We start from the raw sequence: 26,116 nt of genomic DNA on the forward strand, positions 1-26,116 counted from the left end.
CGCCCTCCTGCTCGTCGGCTTGGCTTGGCAGATTCTCCGCGCTCAATCCTACCGCCTGATCCAGGGCAAAACCGAAGCCGAATGGATCAAGAGCATCACTTACAGAGGGGAATCCGCCGAAACTGATCAATGGCGCGCGCTTGGCCCTCAGGGCATTGAAATGCTGGTCAAGGCCTTGAATGCCGGAAATGGCCCCCTGGAATCTCGTTACGCCCGCATATGGCCAAGCCTGCCGGATTTCCTACGACACTGGTTGCCAGTCCCGGTGAACTCATATTCAACCCGCATGTGCGCCATCAACATGCTTGAACGTTTGGGTCCTGATGCTAAAAGCGCCATTCCGGAAATGGTGAAGGCGCTGAAGCGAGAGAAAACCTCCGGCGTTCGATTAAGTATCATTGACTGCTTCAGCTACGAGAGAGGACTCCTCAGAGGCAGGGACCGGGAGAAAAACGAGTTGCTACCTGAGTTCATCGCTGCCATGCAAAGCCCCGAATGGGCGCTGCGGAATAATGCAGCCCTCGCTTTGGCGGAATATCCGGAACGGGCGGATGTCGTCGTCCCAGTCCTCATGAAAACGCTCAACGATTCCAGCGTGGAAGTTCGAATGATGGCTGCGAAGGCTTTGCATCTGGTGGCCCCACAAACCGCCGCCAAACCTGAAGTCGTGGAAGTTATCATTGGCATCTTAAAAAATCCTAATGATCAGATCGCCTATCAGGCTGCACAATTATTGGGTGATATCGGAAACGCCGCCTCAGCCGCCATCCCTGCACTCACTGAAAGCATTCACGGCACCAACCGCCTCGTCGCCTCCACCGCCGAAAGAGCCCTCAAAAAAATCGATCCCCAGGCCGCCGCCAAAGCCGGTGTGAAATGAAACCAGCCAATTTACCGAGGTCCAAAGGACCGGCCTTATCTTAGCGAAGCCCAACGGGCTGGAAACCAGCCCCTCAATGGAAACCGCTTCGGCCCTCGATTCAAAGCAACTCCGCACCCGCGCCCGAAGCGGAACGCGCCACCGCAATTCACTCCCTCCTGGCCAGGAATCACATCCTTCAAACGGTCCCATTGCAACGACACATCGTCTCACGCAATCCCCACCGGACGGCTCCGAATAATCAACCAATATTCCGCGATCAACAGTGACTCACAAACCAGACACGCTCCGAAAACGCTCCACCGGGACTTAACCACCAGCCCTTTTCTGACGCGATCTCCTCGACAGCATTTTACCTTTCCCTTTCTCTAACGAAACCAAATTCATTGCCAACACAGCCCGTATCCTGATTTATTAAGTGCAATGAAATTAAAAGGACTTTTCCTCATCTTGCTGTGCCTCCTCGTGAGCTCCGCGGGGAACAACCTGCTTATCGCCGATTCAAACACCCCCTCGCCCACAACCCTGACCACGCCGGATAAAACCAAACCCTGTTTCAACTGCAAAGGAACCGGCCTTGCCAAATGTCCCGTTGCCACCTGCAAAGACGGGCAAATGGATTGCCCCGGACCCTGCCTCAAATTATCAAAGGGAATCTGGCGTCACATGCCTGTGGAGGGTCATCCCGCCACCGATCTCTGGCAGACTTTTCCCACGAGCACCGGCACCACTTCCTGGAATCAGCATCACGTAGGCGAAGTCATTCAGATGCAGAATGGCGAACCCGTAAACATCGGTGCCTGCAAAGTCTGCGGCGGGACCACCAGGGTTAAATGCACCACCTGCAAGGGAACCGGTCAAACCACCTGTAACATCTGCGAAGGAAAAAAATTCGTTCCGGAAACCTGGTCCAGCTTCGACAACCCCAAACTCAAAAAACGCCCGAACCTCATCCATCTGAAGGACGGCAAGACCATCGTCGGAAGAATTATCATGTCCGGCGGCTCCAAAACCCGCATCAAAACCGAACAGGGCGATATAGACCTTCCCGCCACCGACGTGCTCTCCGAAGAGACGCAGAAATCCCAATAACAAATCCCGCAGGAAACCAACTCCAAAGGGCACTACCTGCCACCTCATCGATGCCAAGTGCCTGTACCACCCTCAGCCCCATGGTAGACGCCCGTACCACCACTCCACGCGGCGGAGCCTCCATGGCTCCCTTCCGCCACGCCTGAGCCATTATTCCATGTGGCTGTGCCTCGATAACCCGAAGCCGTGCCAGCACCACCAACCCGCGCAGCGGAACCGCCATAACCTCCATGATAAACGCCCGCGGTAGTACCGTAACCGTAAGCAGGTGTTGCTACCACAGCTCCATGATAGACGCCTGCGGTAGCGCCGTAAGCGGGCGCTGCTACAGCGGTTCCACGATAGCCATGGGCAACCACTACAGCGTTGACTGGCAGGGACAGGAGCAATGCGACACTGCCCACAATGATCAGTAAAAATTTAGTTCGATTCATAAGTTAGCCTCTCATTTGTACACTAGACCATTATGGACCCCTCTGCCCTGCTGGAGAATGAAACTCGATCTGTTTGGCGCCGGGCGGCGGATTGAAGGTGAAAGTGCCCGCGGGCAGGTCCGGATGCAGATTCCAGTTGGAGAATTCCACCATGAAACGCGGAAAATTCTGAACATCCGTGTAAGTCGCCACCAATCGTCGCGGCAAGGCACTGCTGCCGGTTTCGATCCAGATTTCCCAGTTGACCCCGGGATTCCTGAACGCCAGATGCACGCATGGTGCGCCATCCACAGTGGCAGTGCCCACCACGAATGCGCTATCCAGGCCATTGGTCAATACCGAATAAGGATCGCTATACATGATGTCTGCTGAAGGAATGTGAATCCCGGTTTTTTCCTCCACGAACCGCAGCGTCGCATCGATGGTATCAGGCGCGTTGGTCATCGAGTAAACATTGTTTGTGGGCGCGAATGCCACGATGTTCGTGCCATCATAATACAAATCAAAGGTGGCCAGCTCTCCCATGACATGGGCGCGAAGCTTGTTGGGCCGCTGCAATGAGATTTGAGAATCTGCGAAAAGCGTGACGAATTGCCCGTTTTTTGCCGGAACCTCCATCGTGCTGCGGGTATTGAAAGTAAAGGCCTTGGTAGCACTCAATGTCGTGCTCATGCGCTTCAACTGATCAAGCGCCTGCTGCTCCATCAGTGGTTGCGCGTTCGTACTCGACATCTGCGGCAAGCCACCTGGAATGTTGGTCGAAAGTGCAGGCGGCTGCGCATGGCCCCGCATTGACAGTGCGAGTACCACCACGACCAAAAATACTCGTTGTGCCGAAATTTTGGCTGTCTGGTTTATCATCATAATAACTTCTCCACAACTGTTCTTGTTTTAACGGATTGTTCTTAGCGGCAGGCGCTGGCTTCCTTTTCGGCAGCTTGTGGCTGAACCTCCTCCTGTTTCGCGCTGACGAAATTTACCACCGGATGGCAAACCCATCACAAACACGAGCGTGGCTGGAATGATCAGATACTTTTGTCGCATTCTTCAGACGCGTAAGCGCCGCCTTGGCTGGATATCTCCTGACTACTCAATTAGCACATTAATTGTTAACCTTGTCATATCCATGGGGAATTCGCCCTCTTTGCCGCGTTTTTACTCCCCCACTTAACAAATCGTTCGTGCGGCAATTCCCTGAAGAGCCTTTGGTAAACCCGATTACGTCTTGGGTGGTCCCTTCAGAAACGGCGAAAATATATCAATCGGCACCGGTAGAAATGTGGTCGTGTTATGCTCACTGGAAATTTCCCGCATGGTCTGGAGATAGCGCAGTTGGAGAGCTATCGGCTCCTTACTGATCATCGCTGCAGCTTGCACCATCTTCTCGGCCGCCTGAAATTCTCCTTCAGCATTCACAATTTTCGCGCGCCGTTCCCGCTCAGCTTCCGCTTGCTTCGCCATCGCTCGTTTCATGCTGTCCGGCAGCGCCACGTCCCTCATCTCCACTGCCGTCACCTTGATCCCCCACGGCTCCGTTTGCCGGTCGATAATTTCCTGCAACTTCAGGTTGATCGACTCGCGTTGTGACAGCAGATCATCCAATGGCGCCTGGCCCAACACGCTGCGCAAAGTCGTTTGGGCAATCAGTGAAGTCGCCTTCCAATAATTCTCCACCTTCACAACGGCAGCTATCGGGTCCACCACCCGAAAATAAACCACCGCATCCACCGTCGCCGGCACGTTGTCCCGCGTCATGATCTCCTGCCTCGCTACATCGATGGTGACCACCCGCAGGTCCATCTTCACCATCCGATCCACAATCGGGATCAACAGGATCAAGCCCGGTCCTTTCACCCCAAGCAACTTGCCCAAACGAAAGATCACTCCGCGCTCATACTCGCGCAGGATGCGAAGCGCCTGGGGTATGATGATCAATGCCAGGATCAGCACAGGCAGCAGCCAGGCCGTCAAACTGAATAATTTGTGAATGCTATCTTCCATACTTCCTCCCTCATTTCATTTTGCTTTCACTTTCAACGTCAACCCATCCATCCCGACCACCTCCACCAGGTGCCCCGGCTCGACGGCAACGTCACTCACTGCCTTCCAATACTCGCCCTCTATTGAGACGTTTCCGCCCTTCAAATCAATCCGCGTCAATGCCGGAACTGTTTTGCCCAGCATGGTTTCCCGGCCAACACGCACCGGCAGCCTCTGCGCCCGCAACCCGGCTCCCACGACAAAAATAAAAAATGCTCCCGTCACCACCGTTGCCGGAATAATGTATCCCAATGACAGCTGAAATCCTGTTCCGCCCCGGTTGAAAAGCATCAGCACACCAAGGAAAAACGCCACCATGCCACCGAACGTCAACACTCCATGCGTCGGCGTATAAGCATCCACAATGAACAGCGCCAGTGCCAACCCGATCATGACCAACCCGGCCACGTTGACCGATAAGACCGCAGCCATGTAGAGAAAGAGAATGAACGCAATTCCCCCCGCAACCCCCGGCAAAATCGCACCCGGATTGCTGAGCTCGCCGATGATGCCATAAATCGCCACCAACATCAGAATAAGCATCACTTCGGGCCGCCAGAATGTTTGAAAAACCTTCTCGCTGGCTGCCATCGGAATTTCCACGACCTTCGCCCCCGCCGTTTTCATGGCTTTCCCATTGACCACTCGTCCGTCGAGCTGCCCCAGCAGGTCCGGCATATCCTTGGCAATAAGATCGATTACTTTCAGCTTGAGTGCTTTTTCTGCCGTGGTGGAAGCGCTTTCACGGACGGAGGATTTGGCCCACTCGACATTGCGCCCGCGTTTCTCGGCGATCGCCTCAATGGAACTGCTGGCGAAATTCTCGAGCTTTTGTTTCATCACATCATCGGTCTTCTCCCCGCCGGGACTCAATGTTACCGGGTGCGCCGCACCGATGCTCGTATTGGGTGCCATCGCCGCCACATCCGCTGCCAGCGTGATGAAACAACCTGCACTGCCGGCATTCGCTCCGGAAGGAGCTACATAAACCACCGTCGGCACGGTCGATGCATAAAATTTTTGGACGATCTCCTTGGTTGAATCCAGCAGCCCTCCCGGCGTGTCGAGTTGAATAACCAGGCAGGCATCATTGCTCTTCCCAGCTACATCAATTGCGCGGGCAATGTAATCAGCCGTGGCGGGACCAATGGCGCCGTGGATCTTGATCAAAGCGACATCTGCGGCCCGCAGGCAAGCCAGGCCCCCGTACATTAGGATCACTATCGCAATTGCCAGCCCACGCTTCATAACCCTTGACGAGTAAAACTACCACAACACCCCGCACCCGCAATGACCGGAAATCCCCTGAGCTGCCAACACCGACGGACCCATTCCGCCTGAAGGCTTTGCCTCCCTTGCACTTTCCATTTGACCATTCGCCTTCTCAATGAAACCCTGACTCTTATCAATTGATGAACGAGCTCGAACCGCCGGATTCTCACTACGCCCAAGCCGCACAAGGTTGGCTCGAACTCGGCAATACTGCTGAAGCCGTTTCCGAACTCGAGAAAATCTCCAACGCCGGGGTAAACCATCCCGAAGTCCTCACCGTCCGCTGGAACATTTGTGCCATTGAAGAGAAATGGAATGAAGCAATCATCATCGCAAACCGGATTGTTGAGACCTCGCCGGAATATCCCTTTGGTTGGATCCATCGCTCCTATGCCTTTCATGAGCTCAAGCGCACCCAGGAAGCGTTCGATCTACTCCAGCCCGCTGCCGACCGATTCCCCGAACTCTCCCTGATTCCCTACAATCTGGCCTGCTACTGCTGTCAGTTATGCAAATTCCAGGAATCCATCCATTGGCTCGAAAAGGCCTTCCGCATTGGCGATCCCAGGGAGATCAAACAGATGGCGCTGGAAGATCCCGACCTCCAGCCCCTGAAATCGGAGATCTCAAAACTTTCGAAGTCAATCCATTGATGGAACCAGCAGGGGCCTGCCTTGGTCACGAACGGCCATTAACGCCGTGCCCCTGGTCGCCTCCTTCGTGTAGCATCTCATACTTGATATAAACGTATGATTCCGTGTCCACTGGTCCGCCAAACCCTGCTCCCCTGGCCGCTTCCGGATCAAAATATCTCAGGGCATTCACAGCTTCATTGCCAATATATGGGTCTGGATCCTTGGCCGCCTTCATCAATGCAGGAGTTAAATCCCGTTGGCTGGGTCGCACTTCCAGCAGACTCACAAAAGCGAGATATTTGATATGTTTGTTGCGATCATCCAAAAGTTTCACCAACTTCGGGATGGCTGGCCGCGCCGCTTCACCCAAAATCTCAAATCCATCAGCTCCCCGTGCGCGGTACGTTCCAACCTGCACCGCCTCGATTGGCACCAGTTTTTGCCGTCTTAATAAATCTATCCCCTTCTCTTCCATTGGGGGACGCCGATAACTCATGGTCTTCAGCAAACTCGGAATCGCTTTCGGTCCGATGTTCTGCACAGCTTGCGCCGCCTTTTGCCGTTCCGGGGAGTCCCAACTCTCATCCTGGTAAAGTTCCAGCCACTCACCCAGCTTTTTGCCCTGGTAAACCGGCTCCCGCGCCTGCATGAAAAGAATCCCTTGCCATCCCAGGAGAATGACGACTCCCAATGTGACCATGAGCCGTAACGTCTTCACATCCTTGGTTAAAACTTCTGCCTCCTTCCATCAAAATGCAACCTCAGCTCCAACGAATTCCCTGCCATTTTCGCGCTTTTCGTGCCGGAAAAACTCTCAACCTTGAACCCTGCACCGCGAACTGGTAATTCTTTTGCGTATGGAAAAACCTGACCAACTCCGTGAACTGTTTAACATGCAACGCGCGCTCAACCAGCGCATCGGTGTCAACACTGATGCCATGACTGAGGAGGAAAAAACCAAATGGATCCTCAATTATTGCCGCGCCATGTCGCAGGAGATGGCCGAACTCACCGACAGTGTCCCGTGGAAATGGTGGGCCAAATATCAGAAGTTCGATGAACAAAACGCCCGTGTTGAAGTGGTCGATCTCTTTCACTTCCTCATCAGCATGGCCCAGGTCCTCGGCATGAGCGCCGACGACGTCTTCAACGCCTACGTCAAAAAGAACGAAGTCAATTTCAAGCGCCAGGAATCCGGCTACATCAAAAAAGACCACGACGATTCCAAGCACATTTAACTTTGCGAAAAAGAGAAAGGATTTGGCTAACCAGACTCCCAGTGCGAATCATTTGGATCTTCGTTGATGATGGTTTGTGGTTTCAATTTCCCCCCATTCTCATCAGAGACGGAGATCCTTTTCACTCACTTTTTAAAAGCTAATTTGGACAGTAGTGACCCCTTTACGCGCGTGATCCGCGATTTGAATGCTTAAATCGCAATACACTGTGCGGATGTTCTTGCTTGAGCGTATAAAGGATTCTAATATGCCCATTCATGGAACAAGAGAAAATTTCGGACCATCGTGACCTGAAATTGGTGGCGCTGTTGCTCGCCATTGGTGTGGTAGTGTTTCAATTGTCGATGGCCGCCAAGGGATACAGCATCACCCGGGATCAACACCTCGCCACAGCAATTTGGTACGCAAAAGGCAACATTGATCTACTAAACCCGATTCTGCCCGGGTTCAACGCAAATGGTTCGCCGACACCCCTTGAATTCCCAATTTGGCAAGCCCTAACTGCAGCGTTGATGAAGAGGTTCGGCATTTGGTACGGCTGGGGAAACGTGGTGTCACTTGCGTTCATGCTCTCCACGGTGGCGTTGTTGTTCGACCTGGCGCGAAGGATTTATTCCGAACGCGTCGCGTGGTGGACGGCGGTGTTCGCGCTTGCGCAACCGTTGAACATCATCGTCGGCGGCCAGGCTGGTGGCGACAGCACGGCGTGGGCACTGGCGGTTTGTTTCATTTATTCCGCTTATCGAATGATGGAGAAATGCAGTTGGGGTTGGTGGGCGGCCGCGGCGGTGACGGGCAGCTTGAGCGCGATAGTGAAGGCGCCGTTCTTCATGACCGTGGGGTTGACAGCATTTTTCTGGCTGCTTTTGAAACACCGGCTTTCGGTGACTGCCTGGATACAACTTGCTTTGGCGGGAATCGTGAGTATGGCCGTATTTGTGGTTTGGAACGAGCACGCGCACCGGCTTTATGCGCTGGCGGAATTTCCATTGGTGAACATGGATATCTTGGGCAAAGAGAGCGGCGGCATCGCGGAGTGGTATTTCGGAACGATTCACTACCGCCTAACCCCCATGAATTGGATCCGCGGCGGATGGTATTTTATGTGTTATGTTGTTGGGAACTTCGGGCTGGTTTTTCTGGCGCTTGCGGCGGTGCGGTTGCGGAAGATATCTGAAGTCTGGCTCTGGATTCTTGCCGCAGTCTGCACAACAATGGTCTTCACACCGCTGATTCTCAGCCATACCCATTATTTCTTTGTCTTTTCATCCGCGTTCGCGCTGCTATGCGCCTCCGCGGCGCATGCGTTCGAGGACGGTGCTTGGCAGCGGCTTCAGCTAAATGTGTTTGGGCGGTTCGTGCTGGTGATGGCGGCAATTGTGTTTTCGCTGGCAGAGACGACCCAAACCATTCACTTCACTCAGCTTTTCGATCCGTGGAAAGATGAGTCCGCGCGCATAATTAAGGAGTACACAGCACCGACGGACAAGATCGTAGTCTGGGGGGCCGTTTGGTGCGACCCGTTTGCCCGGTGTGAGCGGGACGGACTGACCGGCGGGTTCTCGACGAAGAACATCGGCTGGTTGAACGATCCCAAGAAGCTCGCCCGTCTCAAGGAATTGGGTTACACGCGGCTTGTGCTGATGAATCCTTCGCCGTACCTAGTGGCGCTGACGATTGCTACCGGCACGCAACGGGAGCGGGCGATGAATTTGGCGGAAGAACTTCCCGACGCGGCAAAGAATTGGCCGGTGCTGTTCAGCTCGCCGCAAATCCTCATCCTGCAGATCCCCAAGTAATGAACAGTGCGTTCATTGCAGCCGCGGCGGGGCATTGCTGTTCACTACTGTCCAAATTAGGTTTTTGAACTCATCGGGCAAGCGCCGTTTTACTGCGCATTTAAAGGGATATTGATTCGCCTGCATCTGGTTCACAGAACGGCCAACCTGTTTTTGAAAGCGGCTCATCGCACGTCAAATTCCGAGCAAAAAGGAAGCCCAATGGCTCGCCTCCGAAATGCTTGATTTGATTAACCATCAATCCAAAGCAACCTTGGCACAAAATCTTTCCAATTCCTGATCCGTTACAACTCCGCTGGACAACTCCCCTGCCTCGCCTAGAATCATTAAGTAACGCGCTCATATCAGCGCCGAATCTTAAATGAAAAAGAAATCTGCCGTTCCGACCGTTCGTTCGCAACCAGCACCCGCTGCCTGGCGCAAGGACATTGAATCCATGCTCATCAGCGATAAACAACTCGCACGGCGCGTCCAGGAAATGTCGGTCCAGATTGAACGCGATTTTAAAGGCCGGGAAATGGTCGTCGTCTCGCTGCTCAACGGCACCGTGCTGTTCCTCGCCGATCTCATCCGCCACCTCTCCCTTCCCTTGCGACTCGATTTCATCGGCGTCTCCAGCTATGGCCACGGCACGGAATCCGGCGACCTCGTTTTCACCAAGGAACTCCGCCTCGATGTCCGCGGTCGCGATGTGCTCCTCGTTGACGACATTCTCGACACTGGCAAGACCATCCACCGCGTCCTCGCCAAGCTCAAAGCCCTGAAACCACGCCGCATCAAGACCTGCGTCCTGCTCGATAAAAAAGCCCGCCGTGTCGAAAACGTGCAAGCGGACTATGTCGGTTTTGAAATTCCTGATTACTTCGTTGTCGGTTACGGATTGGACTTTGCCGAGCGTTATCGCAACCTCCCCTTCGTCGGCGTCCTCCACCCGAAAATTTACAAAGCCAACGCGAAAACCAAATCGCCTTACCGGAAGAAAAAGTAAGTCCGGCCGGCTCGCACCGTCAGCAATGCAAATCCAGGTTCATTTTTATTCCTATTTCAAAGACCTGACCGGCTGCACGGATACGATCGAAACTCTGACCGACGGCAGCACGATCGACACTTTGCTCAAGCAACTCATTGAGCGTTTCCCCAAACTAGGTGGGATGCAAAATTCCACTCTCATCGCTGTCGGCGTTGAATATCAGGGCCGCAGCTACGTCCTCAAGGCCGGCGACCAGGTTTCCCTCTTCCCTCCCGTCCAGGGCGGCTGATCTACTGGCCATGAAACGCCACCTCACCATCACTACCGATCCCATTAACGAACCCGACCTCGTTGCCCAACGCACCATGTCCTCAGGTATGGGCGCTGCCATTTACTTTTCCGGGGTCGTTCGCGGTGCCGAAGGCGAATCCTCCATCACCGCCATCGAATACGAAGCCTTTCATAAAATGGCGGAGCACCAGTTCAATCTCCTCTTCGATCAAATCGAAAAACGCTGGCCGATCGAGTCCATCCGACTTGTGCACCGCCTTGGCCTTGTTCAAGTCAACGAAGCTTCGCTCTGGGTCGAAATCATTTCCCCCCATCGCGGCGAAGCCTTCGCTGCCTGCCAATGGCTTATCGAAGAAATGAAACGCGTTGTCCCCATTTGGAAAAAGCCAGTCTCTTGAGGGAGGGTTTTGCCCTATCGAAAAGGGCTTGTGTTTGCTTCCACGCACGGGAATAATCGAGTCCTCGGAATGAAGCACAAATTTGCACTATTAGCCATCCTGCTCGCGGCATCGGTACTTCCCTCGCTCTGCAGGGCTCAAACCTACAGCATTGATTGGTTCAGCATCGATGGCGGTGGCGGCACCAGCACCGGCGGCGTTTATTCTGTCAGCGGCACCATTGGTCAGCCTGATGCCGGTCATATGTCTGGCGGCAATTACACCATCGATGGCGGTTTTTGGGGCATCATTGCTGCTGTTCAAACACCTGGCGCGCCATTCCTTACCATCACTCCAGCCGGTTTGAACGTAATCATTTCCTGGCCCGTTTCTTCCACGACGTTCACTTTGCAACAGGACGCTGATCTGAATACTCCCAACGCCTGGTCAACCACTGGTTCCTCCGTTACTGTCACTAATGGCAGCAACTACGTGACCGTGCCCGCCACCGTTGGCAACAAGTTCTTCCGGTTGAAATATCCGTAATCCCTCTTTTAATTTCATTCCGTCCCCATCGGCACCTTGACCCTGCCGGACTTTACGCATAGAAAAGGGGAACTATGCAAAGGTTCTTTACGCAATCTTTGAAATGGCGCGCGTTCGCCATGTTCCTCTTCCTCGCTGGATTGGTGTTTTCAACACCTGCGGCGGATTTCAAAGTTGGCCTGGTCCTCGACCGTGGAGGGAAGGATGACAAATCCTTCAACTCGTCCGCCTATGAAGGTGCCAACCAGGCCAAAAAGAAACTCGGCATTTTCCTCAAGTATGTCGAAGCCACCGATGACAATGCTTTCGAACCGCTATTGCGCGCCTTTGCTCAAAGAGATTTTGATCTGATCATCGGCATCGGCTTCGCTCAGAAGGAAGCCATCAAAAAAGTTGCCGCACAGTTTCCGCAAAAGCATTTCGCCATCATTGATGCTGAAGTGGACGCGCCCAACGTTCGCTCTCTCGTGTTCGAAGAGCATGAAGGTGCTTACCTGATCGGCGCCATCGCGGCCATGACCAGCAAGAGTGGAAAAATTGGTTTCGTCGGTGGCATGGATATTCCGCTCATTCGCCGCTTTTCCATGGCTTATGAAGCCGGGGCTAAAAAGATTAATCCTCAAATAAACGTCCTCGCCAATTTCGTCGGAGTGACCAGTGAAGCCTGGAACAACCCGCCGAAAGGAAAGGAGCTCGCGGTATCACAATACGATGCAGGTATCGACATTATTTTCGCCGCTGCCGGAGCTTCTGGTCTGGGTGTTTTTGACGCTGCTGAGGAAAAAAAGAAATTCGCGATCGGCGTCGATGCCAATCAGAATTGGACCAAACCCGGCCTGATACTGACGAGTATGCTCAAGCGGGTGGATGAGGCTGTCGCTTCCACGATTGAAGAGTCAAAGGCGGGCCATTTTACGGGTGGCATTAAACGTTTTGGCCTCGCAAACAAGGGTATCGATTACTCCGTTGATCAGTACAACGAAAAGATTCTACCCGAATCCGTGCGCAAGCGCGCCGATGACATCAAGGCGGAAATCATCGCCGGCAAAATCGTCGTCCCCGATTTCTACAAGAAAAAATAATGGCGTCCGCCACCACCGCAGCAGTCGAGTTGCGTGAACTGACCAAGCAGTTCAATGGTTGCGTGGCCAATGCCGGGGTAAACCTGCGAGTGGAACCCGGCACCATCCATGGTGTCATCGGCGAAAACGGCGCAGGCAAATCCACTTCCATGAAGATGCTCTACGGCGTCTATCGGCCTGACACCGGAGCCATTTTCGTTCATGGAAAGAAATGTGACTGGTCTTCCCCCTCTGCTGCCATTGCTGCCGGGATCGGAATGGTCCATCAGCATTTCATGCTCGCCGCCCCCTACTCGACGCTGGACAACATTCTACTCGGAGCGGAGCCTCGCCGTTGGGGAAGGATTGATCGCAAGGCCGCCCGCACCCGCCTGGAGACTCTGGCCAATCAATACAATTTGCCCGTCGATTGGGATTGCCCTGTCGAACAACTTCCCGTTGGCATCCAGCAACGTATCGAGATTCTTAAGCTGCTTTTTCGCAACGCAAACATTCTCATTCTGGATGAACCCACCGCCGTCCTGACTCCCCAGGAAACCAACGACCTTTTCTCGAACTTGAAAAGGCTCCGTGACGAAGGCAAGACCATCCTCCTCATCACTCACAAACTAAAGGAAGTGATGTCTGTCACCGACCGAATCACGGTCTTTCGCGCCGGCAAGGTAACCGGGGAATTGGCAACTTCCGGAACCACTCCGCAGGAGCTGGCGAACCTGATGGTAGGTCGCAAAGTGGTTTTAAATATTGCAGTAACCCCTGCGAGTCCACGCGCCGAATCAGCCATTGAAATCAAAGGTTTAAATTTAACCGGCACCATGGCTGGAAGCCGCCACAAACTTTCAGATGTAAATTTTTCCGTGCGGCGCGGTGAGATTGTTGGCATCGCCGGAGTTGAAGGCAATGGCCAATCAGAGCTGTTGCAGGCAATTCTTCATCCTCGCGATTCCCGCTGCCGAACCTCAGGCGCAGTCACATTTCTCGGTCAGGATGTCACTGCTTTTCAAGCGCTCAAAATCCGTGAGCTCGGCGTGGCGCTGGTTCCGGAGGATCGTCACCGCGAAGGACTCCTGCTCGAACAATCTGTCCGCGAAAACTTCCTCCTGGGTCTGCAAAGAAGCCCGGCTTTCAGCCGCGCGGGCTTTCTGCATTCAAAAAAATTGGAAACGACGGTAACACAAGCCATCGAGGAATATGATGTCCGCCCAAGGAATTTAGCTATTCCCGCTGGAAGTCTATCCGGTGGCAACCAGCAAAAGCTTATTGTCGCCCGCGAATTCCAGAGGCGCCCACAGGTATTGATTGCCGCGCAACCGACACGCGGCGTGGATGTCGGCGCCATTGAATTTATTCACCAGCGCATCGTGCGCGCGCGAGATGAAGGAGCCGGTGTCCTCCTCGTCTCCTCCGAACTGGAGGAAATTATGGCCTTATCTGACCGCATCCTCGTGATGTACGAAGGTCGCATCGTCGCTGAATTCGAACGCGGTCAGGTCTCGGAGCGCGAGCTGGGATTGAAAATGGGTGGATCATGAAACGGCTGCTCCAACCCATCCTCGCGGTCGCCCTGGGCCTGGCCTTGGGCCTCGCGATCACATGGTTTGCCGGCGAAAACCCATGGCATGTTCTAAAAATACTGGGACATGGAGCATTTGGCTCAGGTTACGATTTTGGCATGACGTTGTTCTATGCAACGCCACTCATTTTCACCGGACTCTCCGTTGCCATCGCGTTCCACGCCGGACTTTTCAATATTGGCGCTGAGGGCCAACTCACGTTGGGCGCGCTAGCCGCCGCCGCGGTGGGCGCGCTTTGGCCTGGGATTCCCTGGCCACTGGGGCCGATGCTCGCTGGTGTCACGGCGATTTGTGCGGGAACTCTTTGGGGTGCCATCCCCGGCTGGCTCCGCGCCCGACATGGCAGTCACGAAGTCATCAACACCATCATGCTCAATTTCGTGGCCGCCGGCCTGGCCAGCTACGTCACGCTTTACCTTCTTAAAAATCCCGACTCTCAAAATCCGGAAACACGCCCCATCGGAACGGGATACTTGATACATCAGTTTGAAATCTTTGGCGGCGCCCCCGTAAGTGCCGCACTCCCGCTGGCGATTCTCGCCACTATTCTCGTCTGGGTCTTGCTCTGGCGCACCGCCTTGGGCTTTGAAATTCGAGCCGTGGGCCAGAACGAATCCGCCGCACGCGCTGCCGGAATCGATACCGCCCGCATCAGAATCATTGCCCTCTCCCTGGCCGGAGGACTCGCCGGAATGGTGGGCATTGGAGAAGTTTTGGGAAACGCAGGAAAGTTCCGCATGGGATTCTCGCCCGACTATGGTTTTCTCGGCATCGCTGTTGCGCTCCTGGGACAAAATCGACCGGCTGGCATCGTCGCGGCCGCCTTGCTCTTCGGTGCCCTACACAAGGGAACAGCCGATTTGGATTTGGAAACCGAACATGTGACACGTGAACTATCGTTGGTTCTCCAGGCTTTAATCATTCTATCAGTTTCCGCCGAGGGCCTCTGGTCCTGGATGAAAAAGCGAGGGCAAACATGACAACTCAACTTCTGGCCTCGACGCTCAGAGTATCGACGCCACTTATTTTTGCCGCGCTCGGGGGAATGTTCAGCGAACGCGCCGGTGTCATTAACATTGCACTCGAAGGAATGATGTTACTCGGCGCCTTTGGCGCGGCGGTCGGCACCCTGGTCACTCATTCACCTTGGCTCGGCTTGGTTTGCGGGATGGCCTCAGGTGTTCTCATGGCCGCCATCTATGGTCTTTTCGTCATCCATTTGCGCGCCAATCAAATTGTCGCGGGCATGGCGATCAACATGCTCGCGCTGGGGCTTACGCCGTTTCTATCCAAAATCCTTTATGACGTCACCGGCTCAACCCCGGCCATTCCCATCGAAAATCGGTTCCAATCCGCCCCGCTGTACCTTTGCTGGATTTTCGTCTTACTCTCCTGGTTCTGGATGAAATACACGCCTGCAGGGCTTTGGTTCAGCTTTGCCGGCGAACATCCTGAAGCGCTCGATGCCGCAGGTATTCGCGTGAATCGCGTCCGCTGGATGGCCGTCCTGCTCAGCGGCGCACTTGCAGGCATGGGCGGAGCTTCCCTCTCCATATTTCTCTCTTCATCTTTTTCGCGCAACATGACGGCAGGCCGTGGCTTCATCGCCTTGGCGGCCCTCATCTTTGGAAAATGGAAACCTGTGCCAGCCGCCATTGCCTGCCTCCTCTTCGGTTTTACTGAGGCGCTTCAAATCCGGCTTCAAGGCGTAATCCTTTGGGGCCATGAACCAATCCCGGTCCAGTTCATCCAAATCCTTCCCTACGTGGTAACCATCTTCGTGCTGGCCGGCTTCGTCGGCCATTCACGCGCGCCCAAGGCTTTGGGCATACCGTTCCGTCGGCGCTGAGCAAGGCCGGATGGAAATTTGCCACCTTCTCACTTCACCCGCCTCCCGGCGAACTCCTTTACGAACTTCCTCATCCCGCGCTCAAACGGCGACATGCCATAATGACCCGCTTCGTCCAAGGCTGTCTCGCTCAACCATTTGTCATGCTGAATGCGATAACACGCGACGATCGTGCCCGTGCGATCACAGCCATGCTGACAATGAACAAAGACCGGCGCAGGCAATGTTTCAATCAGTGCAAGAACGTTCTTCACCTGTTCGTCGGTTGGTCGTCCCAGACCACGCAGGGGCACATTTGTATAAGTAATTCCATTTGCATGCGCTTGCGTCTCCTCGCCACTCAAAACATCATCCGGCATCCTCAGATTGACAATCGTCTTGATACCCAGTCGTTTCAAATTTTGGATACCAGCTTCATCCGGCTGGGCTCCGCGGTAAAGACCCTCGCTCACCTTGCCAAAATTATAAATTCCTTCCTGCGCCGGCAAACCGCGCCGCCCCGCTACATTCATCGCAACGATGAGCAGAAGACCAACCGAGAGCAGGGAAATTTTAAGCCATTTATGTTTTTTTAACCAGGTTGCAAGGCTCAACATATTGCTTGGTTTACTGCCTTAGCCCCTTTGAACACAAGCCGAAAGCATGCTCATTTCCGACTTGCCCAAATCGTCCACGGCGCCACTTGCACTGCTTGATCCTCAATCTCTGTATTTACCACCTTGTCAGTTGAATTGAATTTAAGAATCTGTTTACCACGGCGGCAGGTCCATAAGCCGTCCAGTTGCCCATCAACTCCTTTGCAACCCGCCAGTTCGGCTGCCAATTGTTTCAACCAAACCTTATCCTTTGCGACTGCCAACACATGTTTCACTTTCGAAACACCATGCCACACCTGCCCTTCTACATTCTTAAGGGCCGCATCACCGACTACAATCACCTTTCCACCCTTCCGGATAAAGGCATCCACTTTCTCAAGGATCGGTTGATCCACGACATCGGCTTGAAGCATCACCAAAGCCTTGTATCTCTTGGTCGTCAATGCACCGTCGGTAATCAGTATTTCATCCAACACATCAAATTCGCACAGGTCCCGCAAGGGATACCCGGCCGCGATGCTTGTTTGCAAACTCCCGCCCAAACGATACCACGTGGTGGGACAGTAAACTGCCACTTCGGTTTCTCCGGGTTTTCCAGTAAACAGGTGAATGTACTGCTGGATGTTCGTGGCATGCTGCTCGAACTCGTACGTGAACAATTGCGCCGCGCCACACGACGCATCTGAAAACATCCGCCGCACAAAATGCTTTTCATCCAATCCACCCGCCGGCTCAGTGCACTCCTTCACTCCATAAAACTGATACGCTGTTCCCACCCATTTGTCCCCGAATACCGCCCCCTGACAATCCGCCGGCTGGAGCACCACGCCATATTTTCCCGCCATCTTCGCGTAGCCCGGACAATACGTACCCCACGCGATCGGATTCACTCCGCCCGCATTGCCGCCAGGTTTGGCGCGCACTTTCTCGGCTGGAAAATATTTCAGTGCCGTTTTGATCGATTGCTCGGCAAAATCAATGATTGCTTGGTGATACCACGTAATGAAATCCAGCCAGCGCCTTTTCTCACCGGCTATGACAAACGCCTCCGGTGATGGCTTGAATTTCTCGTTGGCAATCTCCTTCGGCGGGCACACTTCATCAAACGTTTTATAATTACTCCCCCAGGCGCGATTCAGTTTGCGCAAGCTCGCATACTTCTTCTTCATCGCGGTCTGAAAAGCGCGTACGGCGTAATCATCTCCGCACCAATACCCTTCATGGCAATGCCCCATGTTCACCCAGTCCGGCACCATGAGCGGATAATTCCCTTCGCCATAGGGTCCTAAAATGCACGCATAAACATCATCAATTTTATCGCCAAAATGCTCCTTCAGGTTCTTGTAAAAATGGTCATACCACTCCACGGTACGCGGATCAAAAATCGAGAGGTAGTTTGCTTCCTTGCCATGTTCCAGACACCGCATCAACGTCCGCTTCTCTTTCTGCTGGTCTCTGAGCCAGACGGGCGGAAAGTGAACCCAATCATAGACCACGTAATTTAACCCGGCCTCATGAAGATTTTTTTCAACAGCATCATGCTGTTTCCAATCCCATCGCCCCGGCACCTGTTCCACCGAACCCCACGCAACATAATCTTCATTTGCCACCAACCCCAGACTTTTTAAACGCTTCTGCGATTCCACCGATGGCGCCGGTTCCAGATAATTCGTTTTCGGATACGCCCCAATGGGTGACCCCTGGATATAACTCACCGATAAATTCCCGCTCGATACATTCCAAGGCCGCCCGTCGAACGATTGGTTCGTTTGGCAGAAGGTGGGAAACTGCGTCTGCAGGAAAATTACGAATGCCAACAAGGCAATAGGCGTTGCGTGCAATTCAGGTGTTTTCATGGCTCAACGGCCATTCTCTACTCCCCGGCATTCAAATCAATCTTTTCCTGTCCCTCCTCAGATTTCCGGGCAAATATCTCTCCAACTTCCACCACGACGCAATCTCCAGCACCTTTTGCCCTGGCACAGGCTGGACTGCTCTTCACATTATAATTGGCACTCGCCTTCACCAGCTTCGGCTTGGTTCCATTGAGGCGCGGATAACCAAATGTAACGTTGACCTTTGGAATGCCTGGATGTGGTAAAATCTTGGTGGAATAGACCTCCACGAAGGCCGCGTGCTGGTTCCAAAATTGAAAATCAGTTCCCTCGAACCTCAAGCTGCCAATCCAAGTGACTTCCTCCGTTGCATGGGAGCGCACGAGACAATGAAACCACGTCTGCGCCTCTCCCTTGATCACCTCAGTATCGCCCTTCACCACCGAATAGGTATAACTCCCCTTGGTCCAGGCGACCGGTCGTCGCACGCTGCAAAACTCTCCCTCATAACCCGCGCTCTCGCATAATCCGTCCGCTGGCATCCGCACAAAATCCAACCCAATCGGCTTCTTCTTATCATGTGACCAGCGTGAAAATATGGCACCTTTCCCCACGAACACTCGCTCCTGATTTGTCCTCGAAACCCAGCCATTGATTCCTGTCTGAAATCCACCGTAGAAATCCATTCCATTAATTTTCGCGATTCCCACCGGCGAGATATACAAATTGAAATTCGTCGGCACATCCCGATCAATGGTCACCTCCATGGACAAGCTCTCGAAATGCTCAATTGGCTTCTCAAATTTCCACCACACATCCGCAACATGCCACGGCAGCGATGGCAACTTGACTCCCAGTTTGCCAGCCATCTGCTCGGGCGCCTCCTGCACCACTGATAAGTCCTCAGCTCTTCCAACAAGGCAGGAAAAGACCATCAGAACCGCCACGTAAAAACTACGAAGGCAAGTTTTTTTCATTGGAGTTTTCACAGGAACAACGGGACTTATCCCACAGCTATTTCTCCACATGATCCACCTTGCCATTGTTATAATAATAAGTGGTTGGCCCAACCCGTTCCCCGTCTTTCCATTTGCCTTGAACCCACTTTTTGCCGTTGGGATGCCAGATGGTCCAGTCTCCATCCCGTTTGCCGTTCTTATATTCTGACTGCTCTTTCGTTCCATCCTCTGACCAGGTGGTCCAGGTTCCTGTTCCTTCACCTTTCTTTGAGTAAAACCCTTCCATGGTCATTCGACCTGAAGCATCCCAATTCGTGTAGCGACCCACCAACTTTTTGACCGGCTTGCCCCCTTCCGGGCTGGGCAGCAACCCGTCCACATGACATTCAATTCCCTTTTGCCCGTTCTCATACCAATGCACTGCCAGTCCCTTCTCTACACCGTCTTTAAATTCAATTTCCTTGTCCTTCTGCCCGTTCCCGTACCAGGTAGTCCAGATTCCGTTCTTCCTATCCGTTGCGTATTTCCCCTGCTCGATTTTGCTCCCATCCTCGCGCCAGGACATCCACAATCCCTGCTTTTTACCATGCGTATACACTCCTTCAGCTGCCTTGTAGAGACTTCCGGACACACCGTCTTTCACGGAAGTTGGATACCAAAGCATGTAAATACCATCCAGAGTTCCATCCGCCGCTTTACATCCTACCATGATCCCGGGATCGCCCTGAAACAAAGCGGTTTTCTCCGCTACCGAGTGTGCCCCTCTGGGACAGGACATTTGCGAGCGCATCTGCTCCAATTCTTCAAGACTTCCTGCCTTTTGCCAGATGCCATATTTGTAAGCTGCTACGCTGGTCTTTTTGGCATTCTGCCCTTCCGCCCTGCCCACTGAAGCGAGGCAAACGACAACCCATGCCATCAGAATTTTGGTAATTGCAGCATTAACATTCATCGTAGTTCAACCTTGTGAGAAATTTGGAAACTGATAATAGGTTAAGTGTTGCCAAGGAATGAAAAAATCCAAGCGCAAACTTCCAGGTTCTGGTGAACTTTGACGAACCAGGCTGAAATTGAGGAATAAAGAAAACGGACGGTTGAGGAATCTGTCCAATGAATTTCTGCGACCCTCTCGTAAAGAAGCTTACGCCCGATCGCGATTGGGCTTTCGCCTTCCCGCACTATTGCTCTCATCGAAATACATCCCCATCAAGCGATGGCGCTTGCCAGAGGAATCACGACGAAACATCGTACGGATAAAGGATAAAAGCCAATTCATGATCAGCGCGTTAAGTTCATTCAGGCAACCCCAGGCTGCCGATTGGAGGACAGATTAATTCTCCCACTCTGCCTGTCGAGTAAAATCCAAGCCGGCTTTTATGCGATGAAGACTTTCGCCGCCTTAACCGGCTTTATCCTCAAGCTTTTGTGCTGACTCCTCACTCCAGAATATTGATTTTTCACACATGGCAATCCTTCCCCATTAAGCTTGGGAGTTGTGATACTGGACACACACTTGCGTCCCGCCCATCTTCTCAGTAATGTTCTTCCAGTTGCGCCCGTAGCTCAGTTGGATAGAGCATCTGCCTTCTAAGCAGAGGGTCCCGCGTTCGAATCGCGGCGGGCGCACCAATTTTCATTTTGCTTCATTTCAATCAACATTCCAATAATGTGATTCGATGACCGATTTTTCGTTTCTATTTGAATTGGAAAAACAGTCGCACTCTTTCGAAGTGCGTTCCAGCGCTTCGAAAATTTCCCTGCTTCTCAGCCCCAATTTCTTCGAACATGGATCATCGGGAAGGATCTGGTCGAGAAACGAGATTTTGGAGCGACTGCCCACAGAGGACGGGAGCACTAAAATTAAATCACGCGATTATAAAGCCACTCCCCTGGCTGCTGACGTCGTTCTCATAACCTATATTTCCGCCAACCAGGAAGGCGATGCGATTTCCGGGGAGTTTTTGAGAAGCTCCATTTGGCGTAAAAATCCAACTGGCTGGCAAATGGAGTTCCATCAGGGAACCAGGAAACAATAGAATATTCCAGACACACAGTTCAAAACCCATCGAGCGCACCATTCCATCTTACATGCTCACACTTGAAAAACTCGCCCAACTTGTCGACCAAAACCGCTCTGCCACCCGGGCACAGGTGAAGGAATTCTCCATCGGGGGCCAGCCTTTCTCCTTTAACTCGCAACCTGCCATCATGGGTGTGATCAACCTCTCGCCCGATTCATGGTATCGCGAAAGTGTCTGCCTCTCAGCTGAAAGCGCCATTCAACGTGGCAAAGTTCTCCACGCCCAGGGCGCTCAAATCATTGATATCGGTGCCGAATCCACGCTTGCCCATGCGGCCCGGGTGGACGAAGCGAACCAGAACAGCCGTTTGCTCCCCGTCATCAAAGCCCTCCGCACAGCCAACATCCTGGCCTCCGTCGAGACATATCAACCCGCGGTGACTCGCGCCTGTCTTGAAGCCGGTGCCAACATCCTGAACCTCACCGGAACCGACCGCAGTGACGAACTCTTTCGCATGGTTGCAGACCACGATGCCGCAGTCATCATTTGTTATGTGCAAGGCAAAAACGTTCGCGAGGTGAGTGACTTTGACTTTAGCGCTGACCCAACTGCGATGATGAAGGACTACTTCGCCCGTCAAATTGAAGTCGCCACCCGCAACGGCGTTGAAAAAATCTTCATTGATCCGGGCCTGGGATTCTATTACCGCAATCTCCAGGACAGCTCCGTCCGCGTGCGGCATCAGATGACCACTTTCCTGAATACCTTCCGCTTGCGCGAACTGGGCTTCCCCACCTGCCATGCCCTGCCCCATGCGTTTGAATACTTTGGTGATGAAGTCCGTTGCGCGGAACCTTTCTTTGCCGTATTGGCCGCCCTGGGCAAAACCGACCTCTTCCGCACCCACGAAGTCCCCCGCATCAAGGCCGTGCTCGATACCTTGAATGTCTTTTAATGCTTAAGCTCCCTGGCTAAAGCTTCCGACAGAGGAATACCCCTTCCTCCTCCGAATTAGCCACCCATTGTTCTTCAACTTCGATTCCGACCTGCCCGAGCAGTTTTTTCACTCGCTCCGGCGTATGCCGATACGAGAAGAACAACCTGATTGCCTCCCCTTGCTTGAACACAAACCTTTCCTGGTCCAAACCCACCTCGCGATCCCGATTGAAATGAAAGTAAGCCGCCACCCTCTTCAGGCCCGAGCCTGCAGGATCATCTTCGATCGTAAACTTCAATTCGCCATCCGTGCGTTCCACCCCCAAATCCAGTAAAAAGGTGATCAACCATTCTCGGGTCAATTCATTGTCATACAACGGAAGGATCTTCCGCACTCCCGCCAGATAATCGCTCCCTGGAGCCAAATTCGCGCTGAACAGTAGCCAATCCTTGGGTCTGAGCACTGCCGCCAGTCTGGGTAGGATGCTTCCCGGCTCAAAGTTGGGCACCATGCCGAAGAAAGTTATCAACCGGGCATCCTCTGCTTTACCCTGCTGGTCAATCACTTCCGCCAGATCGGTTGCTGAAGCCAGGTCACAAACGAGTGGATAACATTTCGTCTGTGGAACCACCGCCACGGCCGTTTCACGTGCGACCAAGACCATGGCGCTGCTCACATCGGAAGGGGTGTAGGAGACCAATTTCCCATTTTCCGTGAGTAAGCGCAGGAGCCTTGTGTCTTTTTGCCCACCGCCGCAGCCCAATCCAATCAAATGTACCGCCGCCTGATCGATATGTCTGGCTGCCCCCTCAAAGCTCAAATCGTAGGTAGCCGCACAATTATCGTCCGTCCTCGAAGGCGAATAAGCCTGGTGCAGTGCCAACCATTTCTGGGTCTGCTTCACGCTGTCATAATGAAATTTGTGGTTAACCCGGCGTGTGCGGATCGACTCCTCCAGATCCCGTCGCACCTGCTCAGGAAATTGGCTGGAGTGAATGGCTACATGAACAACGGATGACATGAATCATTCTTGCGGCAAACCACTCTGTAAAACAAGCCTCCGCACCCGGTCAGGCAGGCCCGGACTCCATCGAGGCAATTATAAAGATTAAGCTCTCCTTTCGTTGACTTGATATGACGTAACATTATATTCGCGACATGAATTTTGATATTTCTCACCTCCTCGAGCACTGGGATTATCAACCAGGCCAGGTGGTGGTTAGAAAATTCACCGGCAAGGATGGTACCGAAAAAATCCAATTGCGCGTCGATCTCGGCTTGCTTCAGATGAACGCCGAGGGCCGTCCGGATGGAAAGCATCCGCTTGGATACCCCACTATTTACGACTTTTTCCAGACCAAGCTCTACAAGCACCTGGCTTCGAACGAAGGTAATGCCGAAGGTTTTAAGCTCAAGCCTGAGGACTGCGCCAAGCTTCAACTGGAAGCCCTGCAATATCATCATCGCTACATCTGCTTGTTGCAACTGGAAGACTACGATGCCGTGGTTCGCGACACAGAGCGCAACATCGCCGTGTTCGAATTCGTGAAGAAGCACGCCGAATCCGAAGAACTGACCTGGTCCGTTGTCCAGTTCAAGCCACAGTTGCTTCTGATCCAGACTCGCGCCCGGGCAACCCAGGCTCTTGAGCTCAACGATTATAGCACCGCCATGCAATTTATCGAGGAAGGTTTGGCCCAAATCCAGGACTTCTATCGCGAACAAAATAGAGGCGAAATGGCGGAGCAGAGCGGCGAAACCAACTATCTGAAGAACTGGTTGGAGGAAGTCTCCAGCAAGCGCCCACTCTCGAAGCGGGAACGCCTTGAAAAGGCTCTCTCGGATGCCGTGAATAACGAAGATTACGAAAAGGCTGCCAAGGTCCGGGATGAGTTACGCAATCTAAAATCTACTGAATAATCATGAGTTTACAGGAACGACTCTCCCAAGAAATCAAGGCTGCGATGCTGGCCAAGGACGCTGATAAGCTGTCCGCCCTCCGCATGCTCAAGTCCGCCATGGGCTATGCTCAGATCGAGCGCAAAACCGACTCCCTTTCGGATGCGGATTTCATTGCCTTGGTGCAAAAGGAAGTTAAAAAGCGCAAAGATTCCTTCGAACAATTCGAAAAAGGCGGCCGTCCGGAGTTGGCCGAAAAGGAAAAGCAGGAAATCGTAATTCTGGAGGCCTTCCTCCCTCAGGCACTTTCTCCCGAAGAACTCGAGCAATTGGTAAAAGCCACCATTCAGGAAGTGGGCGCCACCAGCAAGAAGGACATGGGACCCGTCATCAAGGCCGTTCAGGTCAAAGCTGCTGGCCGCGCCGATGGTAAAACCATCAGCTCCCTGGTCGGCAAACTGCTCCCTTAGTTTTTACAGTTCTATTTCTGCGGAAAAATCTGGTAAAGCAGAAAATAAATTAACACGCCAGTCACGGAGACGTACATCCATAGCGGCCACGTCCAGCGTGCAATCCTCCGGTGGGCCTCAAATTGCTTCTTCATTGCCCGCACAATGGTGACAATAATCATCGGCAAAATTATCACCGCCAGCAAGGTATGTGTCAGCAGAAGTCCCAAATAGATAGGTCGGAACCACGCGGGATCCACAAACTTGGTTGGCCCCTTGTGCAAAACAAATCCAAGGTAAAAATGGTAGGTCAGGTAGCAAATCAGGAATACGGCTGAGGTGATAAAGGCGGACACCATGAAGTTGCGATGAGCAATCTGTTTCTTTTGTTTGATACAAATATAACCGGCCATCAAAAACATCGCGCTCAAAGCATTCAATGAGCCGTTTACCGCTGGCAAATCCATTATTGTCATTATTTTTCCTTTGCTATGCGCTGAGCGGCGGCAAGTATGCTGGCCCGCGCCTCGGCGTCTTCCGAGTCCCAATACGCGTGCAGGCTGCCCTGTTCATCCGTCCATCCACGAACTTGTCCATGCTTATCCACGAGAACAAACCAGGTGCTGTGGATGAATAAATCATCAGGATTTTCCCGTTGGTCCGGTTGTTTCTCCACCACGACAAACTTGAGATCGTTGGTCGCCAACCGCCGTATTTCCCCTTTGTCACCCGTCAAAAACCACCATCGATTCGCATCTGCTCCAAATCGTTCCGCATATTTTTTTAGTTCGGATGGCGTGTCGTACTCAGGATTGCTCGTGAAAGAAATCAGCTTTATCGGCTGATTGGTTGTAAGGGAATTTTGTATCTCAGACAAATGCTTGGTCATCTTGGCACATGGCCCCGGACAACTAGTAAAGATCACATCAGTGATCCAAACGTGATCGTGAAGATTTGTCATCGAAATCGGCTGTCCCAACTGATTGGTTAAATGGAAATCCCCCACCTGTCCGATAATAGGAAATTGCCTGGTCGTGGAATTCAATTTGGACATTACGAACGCCCCCACAATCCCGATGATCAACAAGATCAAGGCGCTCCAAACCACGAATTCAAATTTGCGCGAAGAGTTGTTCATCAATGAAATTAGGCCGTCAGGCAATTAAAAAAGAAAGGCAGCCCGGCATTTAGCGGAGCTGCCTTTCTTGCAAAAGTTCCTCTTACTCGAAACTGGTAGCGCCGCCACCTTTGGACTGGGTTGCCATCCACTTGTCAAAATCTTCCTGGCTATCAACATAGAGGCGACCGGAAGCCATGCTGGAATGACCGTTGCCGCAAAGC

The 26,116-nt window shown here is 52.9% G+C and carries 29 protein-coding genes and 1 tRNA gene; 18 read left to right on the top strand and 12 right to left on the bottom strand.

Features of this window, described 5'->3' with window-relative positions:
• The coding region (locus CFLAV_RS28915) for a HEAT repeat domain-containing protein (RefSeq protein WP_007418477.1) at nucleotides 1–880 on the top strand (880 nt) is incomplete at its 5' end.
• A gap of 423 nt (nucleotides 881–1,303) precedes the next feature.
• Nucleotides 1,304–1,972, top strand: coding sequence for a hypothetical protein (locus CFLAV_RS28920; RefSeq protein ID WP_007418479.1), 669 nt, complete (start codon nucleotides 1,304–1,306; stop codon nucleotides 1,970–1,972).
• Nucleotides 1,973–2,016: 44 nt separating this feature from the next.
• Here the strand turns inward: CFLAV_RS28920 and CFLAV_RS28925 are convergent, their stop codons facing one another.
• From CFLAV_RS28925 to CFLAV_RS28940, 4 genes are all read right to left on the bottom strand, one after another.
• Nucleotides 2,017–2,406 carry a hypothetical protein gene (locus tag CFLAV_RS28925; protein WP_007418480.1) on the bottom strand — a complete coding sequence of 130 codons (390 nt, stop codon included), beginning with the start codon at nucleotides 2,404–2,406 and terminating at the stop codon, nucleotides 2,017–2,019.
• 30 nt (nucleotides 2,407–2,436) lie between these two features.
• Nucleotides 2,437–3,270: a DUF2092 domain-containing protein gene (locus tag CFLAV_RS28930; RefSeq protein ID WP_007418481.1), complete on the bottom strand. Its 834-nt coding sequence runs from the start codon at nucleotides 3,268–3,270 to the stop codon at nucleotides 2,437–2,439.
• A gap of 354 nt (nucleotides 3,271–3,624) precedes the next feature.
• Nucleotides 3,625–4,407, bottom strand: a complete 783-nt coding sequence (locus tag CFLAV_RS28935; protein ID WP_007418482.1) for a slipin family protein — start codon at nucleotides 4,405–4,407, stop codon at nucleotides 3,625–3,627.
• A gap of 15 nt (nucleotides 4,408–4,422) precedes the next feature.
• A complete protein-coding gene (locus CFLAV_RS28940) occupies nucleotides 4,423–5,694 on the bottom strand; it encodes an NfeD family protein (RefSeq protein ID WP_007418483.1) in 1,272 nt (423 codons plus the stop codon).
• Between the two features lie 164 nt (nucleotides 5,695–5,858).
• Here CFLAV_RS28940 and CFLAV_RS28945 point away from each other — a divergent pair, with 164 nt between their 5' ends.
• Nucleotides 5,859–6,371: a TPR end-of-group domain-containing protein gene (locus CFLAV_RS28945; RefSeq protein WP_007418484.1), complete on the top strand. Its 513-nt coding sequence runs from the start codon at nucleotides 5,859–5,861 to the stop codon at nucleotides 6,369–6,371.
• Between the two features lie 25 nt (nucleotides 6,372–6,396).
• On the opposite strand, the gene CFLAV_RS28950 is transcribed toward CFLAV_RS28945, so the two are convergent.
• Nucleotides 6,397–7,071 carry a HEAT repeat domain-containing protein gene (locus CFLAV_RS28950; RefSeq protein ID WP_150107663.1) on the bottom strand — a complete coding sequence of 225 codons (675 nt, stop codon included), beginning with the start codon at nucleotides 7,069–7,071 and terminating at the stop codon, nucleotides 6,397–6,399.
• A 139-nt stretch (nucleotides 7,072–7,210) separates the two neighbouring features.
• Here CFLAV_RS28950 and CFLAV_RS28955 point away from each other — a divergent pair, with 139 nt between their 5' ends.
• From CFLAV_RS28955 to CFLAV_RS29000, 10 genes are all read left to right on the top strand, one after another.
• Nucleotides 7,211–7,591: a dUTPase gene (locus tag CFLAV_RS28955; RefSeq protein ID WP_007418486.1), complete on the top strand. Its 381-nt coding sequence runs from the start codon at nucleotides 7,211–7,213 to the stop codon at nucleotides 7,589–7,591.
• A gap of 257 nt (nucleotides 7,592–7,848) precedes the next feature.
• Nucleotides 7,849–9,390, top strand: coding sequence for an ArnT family glycosyltransferase (locus CFLAV_RS28960; RefSeq protein WP_007418487.1), 1,542 nt, complete (start codon nucleotides 7,849–7,851; stop codon nucleotides 9,388–9,390).
• A 361-nt stretch (nucleotides 9,391–9,751) separates the two neighbouring features.
• Nucleotides 9,752–10,378 (top strand): hypoxanthine phosphoribosyltransferase, encoded by a 627-nt coding sequence (gene hpt, locus CFLAV_RS28965; protein ID WP_063816478.1) that lies wholly within the window; start codon nucleotides 9,752–9,754, stop codon nucleotides 10,376–10,378.
• A 25-nt stretch (nucleotides 10,379–10,403) separates the two neighbouring features.
• Nucleotides 10,404–10,649, top strand: coding sequence for a MoaD/ThiS family protein (locus tag CFLAV_RS35850; protein WP_007418490.1), 246 nt, complete (start codon nucleotides 10,404–10,406; stop codon nucleotides 10,647–10,649).
• A gap of 10 nt (nucleotides 10,650–10,659) precedes the next feature.
• Nucleotides 10,660–11,049 (top strand): molybdenum cofactor biosynthesis protein MoaE, encoded by a 390-nt coding sequence (locus CFLAV_RS28975; RefSeq protein WP_007418491.1) that lies wholly within the window; start codon nucleotides 10,660–10,662, stop codon nucleotides 11,047–11,049.
• Nucleotides 11,050–11,118: 69 nt separating this feature from the next.
• The gene (locus CFLAV_RS28980; protein ID WP_007418492.1) at nucleotides 11,119–11,574 is read left to right on the top strand and encodes a hypothetical protein; all 456 of its coding nucleotides are present in this window, start codon (nucleotides 11,119–11,121) and stop codon (nucleotides 11,572–11,574) included.
• Nucleotides 11,575–11,648: 74 nt separating this feature from the next.
• Nucleotides 11,649–12,656, top strand: a complete 1,008-nt coding sequence (locus CFLAV_RS28985) for a BMP family lipoprotein (RefSeq protein WP_007418493.1) — start codon at nucleotides 11,649–11,651, stop codon at nucleotides 12,654–12,656.
• The gene (locus CFLAV_RS28990) at nucleotides 12,656–14,188 is read left to right on the top strand and encodes an ABC transporter ATP-binding protein (protein ID WP_007418494.1); all 1,533 of its coding nucleotides are present in this window, start codon (nucleotides 12,656–12,658) and stop codon (nucleotides 14,186–14,188) included. The genes CFLAV_RS28985 and CFLAV_RS28990 overlap by 1 nt, the downstream gene beginning before the upstream one ends.
• Nucleotides 14,185–15,210 (top strand): ABC transporter permease, encoded by a 1,026-nt coding sequence (locus tag CFLAV_RS28995; protein ID WP_007418495.1) that lies wholly within the window; start codon nucleotides 14,185–14,187, stop codon nucleotides 15,208–15,210. The genes CFLAV_RS28990 and CFLAV_RS28995 overlap by 4 nt, the downstream gene beginning before the upstream one ends.
• Nucleotides 15,207–16,079 (top strand): ABC transporter permease, encoded by an 873-nt coding sequence (locus CFLAV_RS29000; RefSeq protein WP_007418496.1) that lies wholly within the window; start codon nucleotides 15,207–15,209, stop codon nucleotides 16,077–16,079. Before CFLAV_RS28995 ends, CFLAV_RS29000 begins: the two co-directional genes overlap by 4 nt.
• A 29-nt stretch (nucleotides 16,080–16,108) precedes the next feature.
• Here CFLAV_RS29000 and CFLAV_RS33385 read toward each other — a convergent pair whose 3' ends face one another.
• The 4 genes from CFLAV_RS33385 to CFLAV_RS29020 are packed head-to-tail and all read right to left on the bottom strand — an operon-like array spanning nucleotide 16,109 to nucleotide 20,421.
• Entirely contained in the window at nucleotides 16,109–16,675 is a 567-nt protein-coding gene (locus tag CFLAV_RS33385) for a fused DSP-PTPase phosphatase/NAD kinase-like protein (RefSeq protein ID WP_007418497.1), read from the bottom strand.
• 50 nt (nucleotides 16,676–16,725) lie between these two features.
• The gene (locus CFLAV_RS29010) at nucleotides 16,726–18,531 is read right to left on the bottom strand and encodes a family 14 glycosylhydrolase (protein WP_007418498.1); all 1,806 of its coding nucleotides are present in this window, start codon (nucleotides 18,529–18,531) and stop codon (nucleotides 16,726–16,728) included.
• 17 nt (nucleotides 18,532–18,548) lie between these two features.
• Nucleotides 18,549–19,487 (bottom strand): hypothetical protein, encoded by a 939-nt coding sequence (locus tag CFLAV_RS29015; protein WP_007418499.1) that lies wholly within the window; start codon nucleotides 19,485–19,487, stop codon nucleotides 18,549–18,551.
• Between the two features lie 37 nt (nucleotides 19,488–19,524).
• Nucleotides 19,525–20,421: a toxin-antitoxin system YwqK family antitoxin gene (locus CFLAV_RS29020; protein WP_007418500.1), complete on the bottom strand. Its 897-nt coding sequence runs from the start codon at nucleotides 20,419–20,421 to the stop codon at nucleotides 19,525–19,527.
• 600 nt (nucleotides 20,422–21,021) lie between these two features.
• Between CFLAV_RS29020 and CFLAV_RS29030 the strand changes: the two genes are divergently transcribed.
• The 3 genes from CFLAV_RS29030 to CFLAV_RS29040 all read left to right on the top strand — a co-directional run bounded on the left by CFLAV_RS29030 (nucleotide 21,022) and on the right by CFLAV_RS29040 (nucleotide 22,445).
• A tRNA-Arg gene (locus CFLAV_RS29030) sits at nucleotides 21,022–21,098 on the top strand.
• 47 nt (nucleotides 21,099–21,145) lie between these two features.
• On the top strand, nucleotides 21,146–21,505 hold the full coding sequence (locus tag CFLAV_RS29035; protein ID WP_007418501.1) for a nuclear transport factor 2 family protein: 360 nt from the start codon (nucleotides 21,146–21,148) through the stop codon (nucleotides 21,503–21,505).
• Between the two features lie 52 nt (nucleotides 21,506–21,557).
• Complete coding sequence (locus tag CFLAV_RS29040) at nucleotides 21,558–22,445, top strand: dihydropteroate synthase (protein WP_007418502.1); 888 nt, start codon at nucleotides 21,558–21,560, stop codon at nucleotides 22,443–22,445.
• A 16-nt stretch (nucleotides 22,446–22,461) separates the two neighbouring features.
• Here CFLAV_RS29040 and CFLAV_RS29045 read toward each other — a convergent pair whose 3' ends face one another.
• Nucleotides 22,462–23,448 carry an L-histidine N(alpha)-methyltransferase gene (locus CFLAV_RS29045; RefSeq protein ID WP_007418503.1) on the bottom strand — a complete coding sequence of 329 codons (987 nt, stop codon included), beginning with the start codon at nucleotides 23,446–23,448 and terminating at the stop codon, nucleotides 22,462–22,464.
• 137 nt (nucleotides 23,449–23,585) lie between these two features.
• On the opposite strand from CFLAV_RS29045, the gene CFLAV_RS29050 reads away from it, so the two are divergent.
• Together CFLAV_RS29050 and CFLAV_RS29055 are read left to right on the top strand one after the other, a co-directional pair.
• The gene (locus tag CFLAV_RS29050) at nucleotides 23,586–24,347 is read left to right on the top strand and encodes a UvrB/UvrC motif-containing protein (RefSeq protein WP_007418504.1); all 762 of its coding nucleotides are present in this window, start codon (nucleotides 23,586–23,588) and stop codon (nucleotides 24,345–24,347) included.
• A gap of 2 nt (nucleotides 24,348–24,349) precedes the next feature.
• Nucleotides 24,350–24,796 carry a GatB/YqeY domain-containing protein gene (locus CFLAV_RS29055; protein WP_007418505.1) on the top strand — a complete coding sequence of 149 codons (447 nt, stop codon included), beginning with the start codon at nucleotides 24,350–24,352 and terminating at the stop codon, nucleotides 24,794–24,796.
• A gap of 11 nt (nucleotides 24,797–24,807) precedes the next feature.
• Here the strand turns inward: CFLAV_RS29055 and CFLAV_RS29060 are convergent, their stop codons facing one another.
• Together CFLAV_RS29060 and CFLAV_RS29065 are read right to left on the bottom strand one after the other, a co-directional pair.
• Nucleotides 24,808–25,251, bottom strand: coding sequence for a DUF420 domain-containing protein (locus CFLAV_RS29060; protein ID WP_007418506.1), 444 nt, complete (start codon nucleotides 25,249–25,251; stop codon nucleotides 24,808–24,810).
• Nucleotides 25,251–25,913 (bottom strand): SCO family protein, encoded by a 663-nt coding sequence (locus CFLAV_RS29065; RefSeq protein WP_007418507.1) that lies wholly within the window; start codon nucleotides 25,911–25,913, stop codon nucleotides 25,251–25,253. Before CFLAV_RS29065 ends, CFLAV_RS29060 begins: the two co-directional genes overlap by 1 nt.
• Nucleotides 25,914–26,116 lie beyond the last annotated feature (203 nt).

Origin of the sequence: Pedosphaera parvula Ellin514, from assembly GCF_000172555.1 — a bacterium.
GTDB lineage: Bacteria > Verrucomicrobiota > Verrucomicrobiia > Limisphaerales > Pedosphaeraceae > Pedosphaera.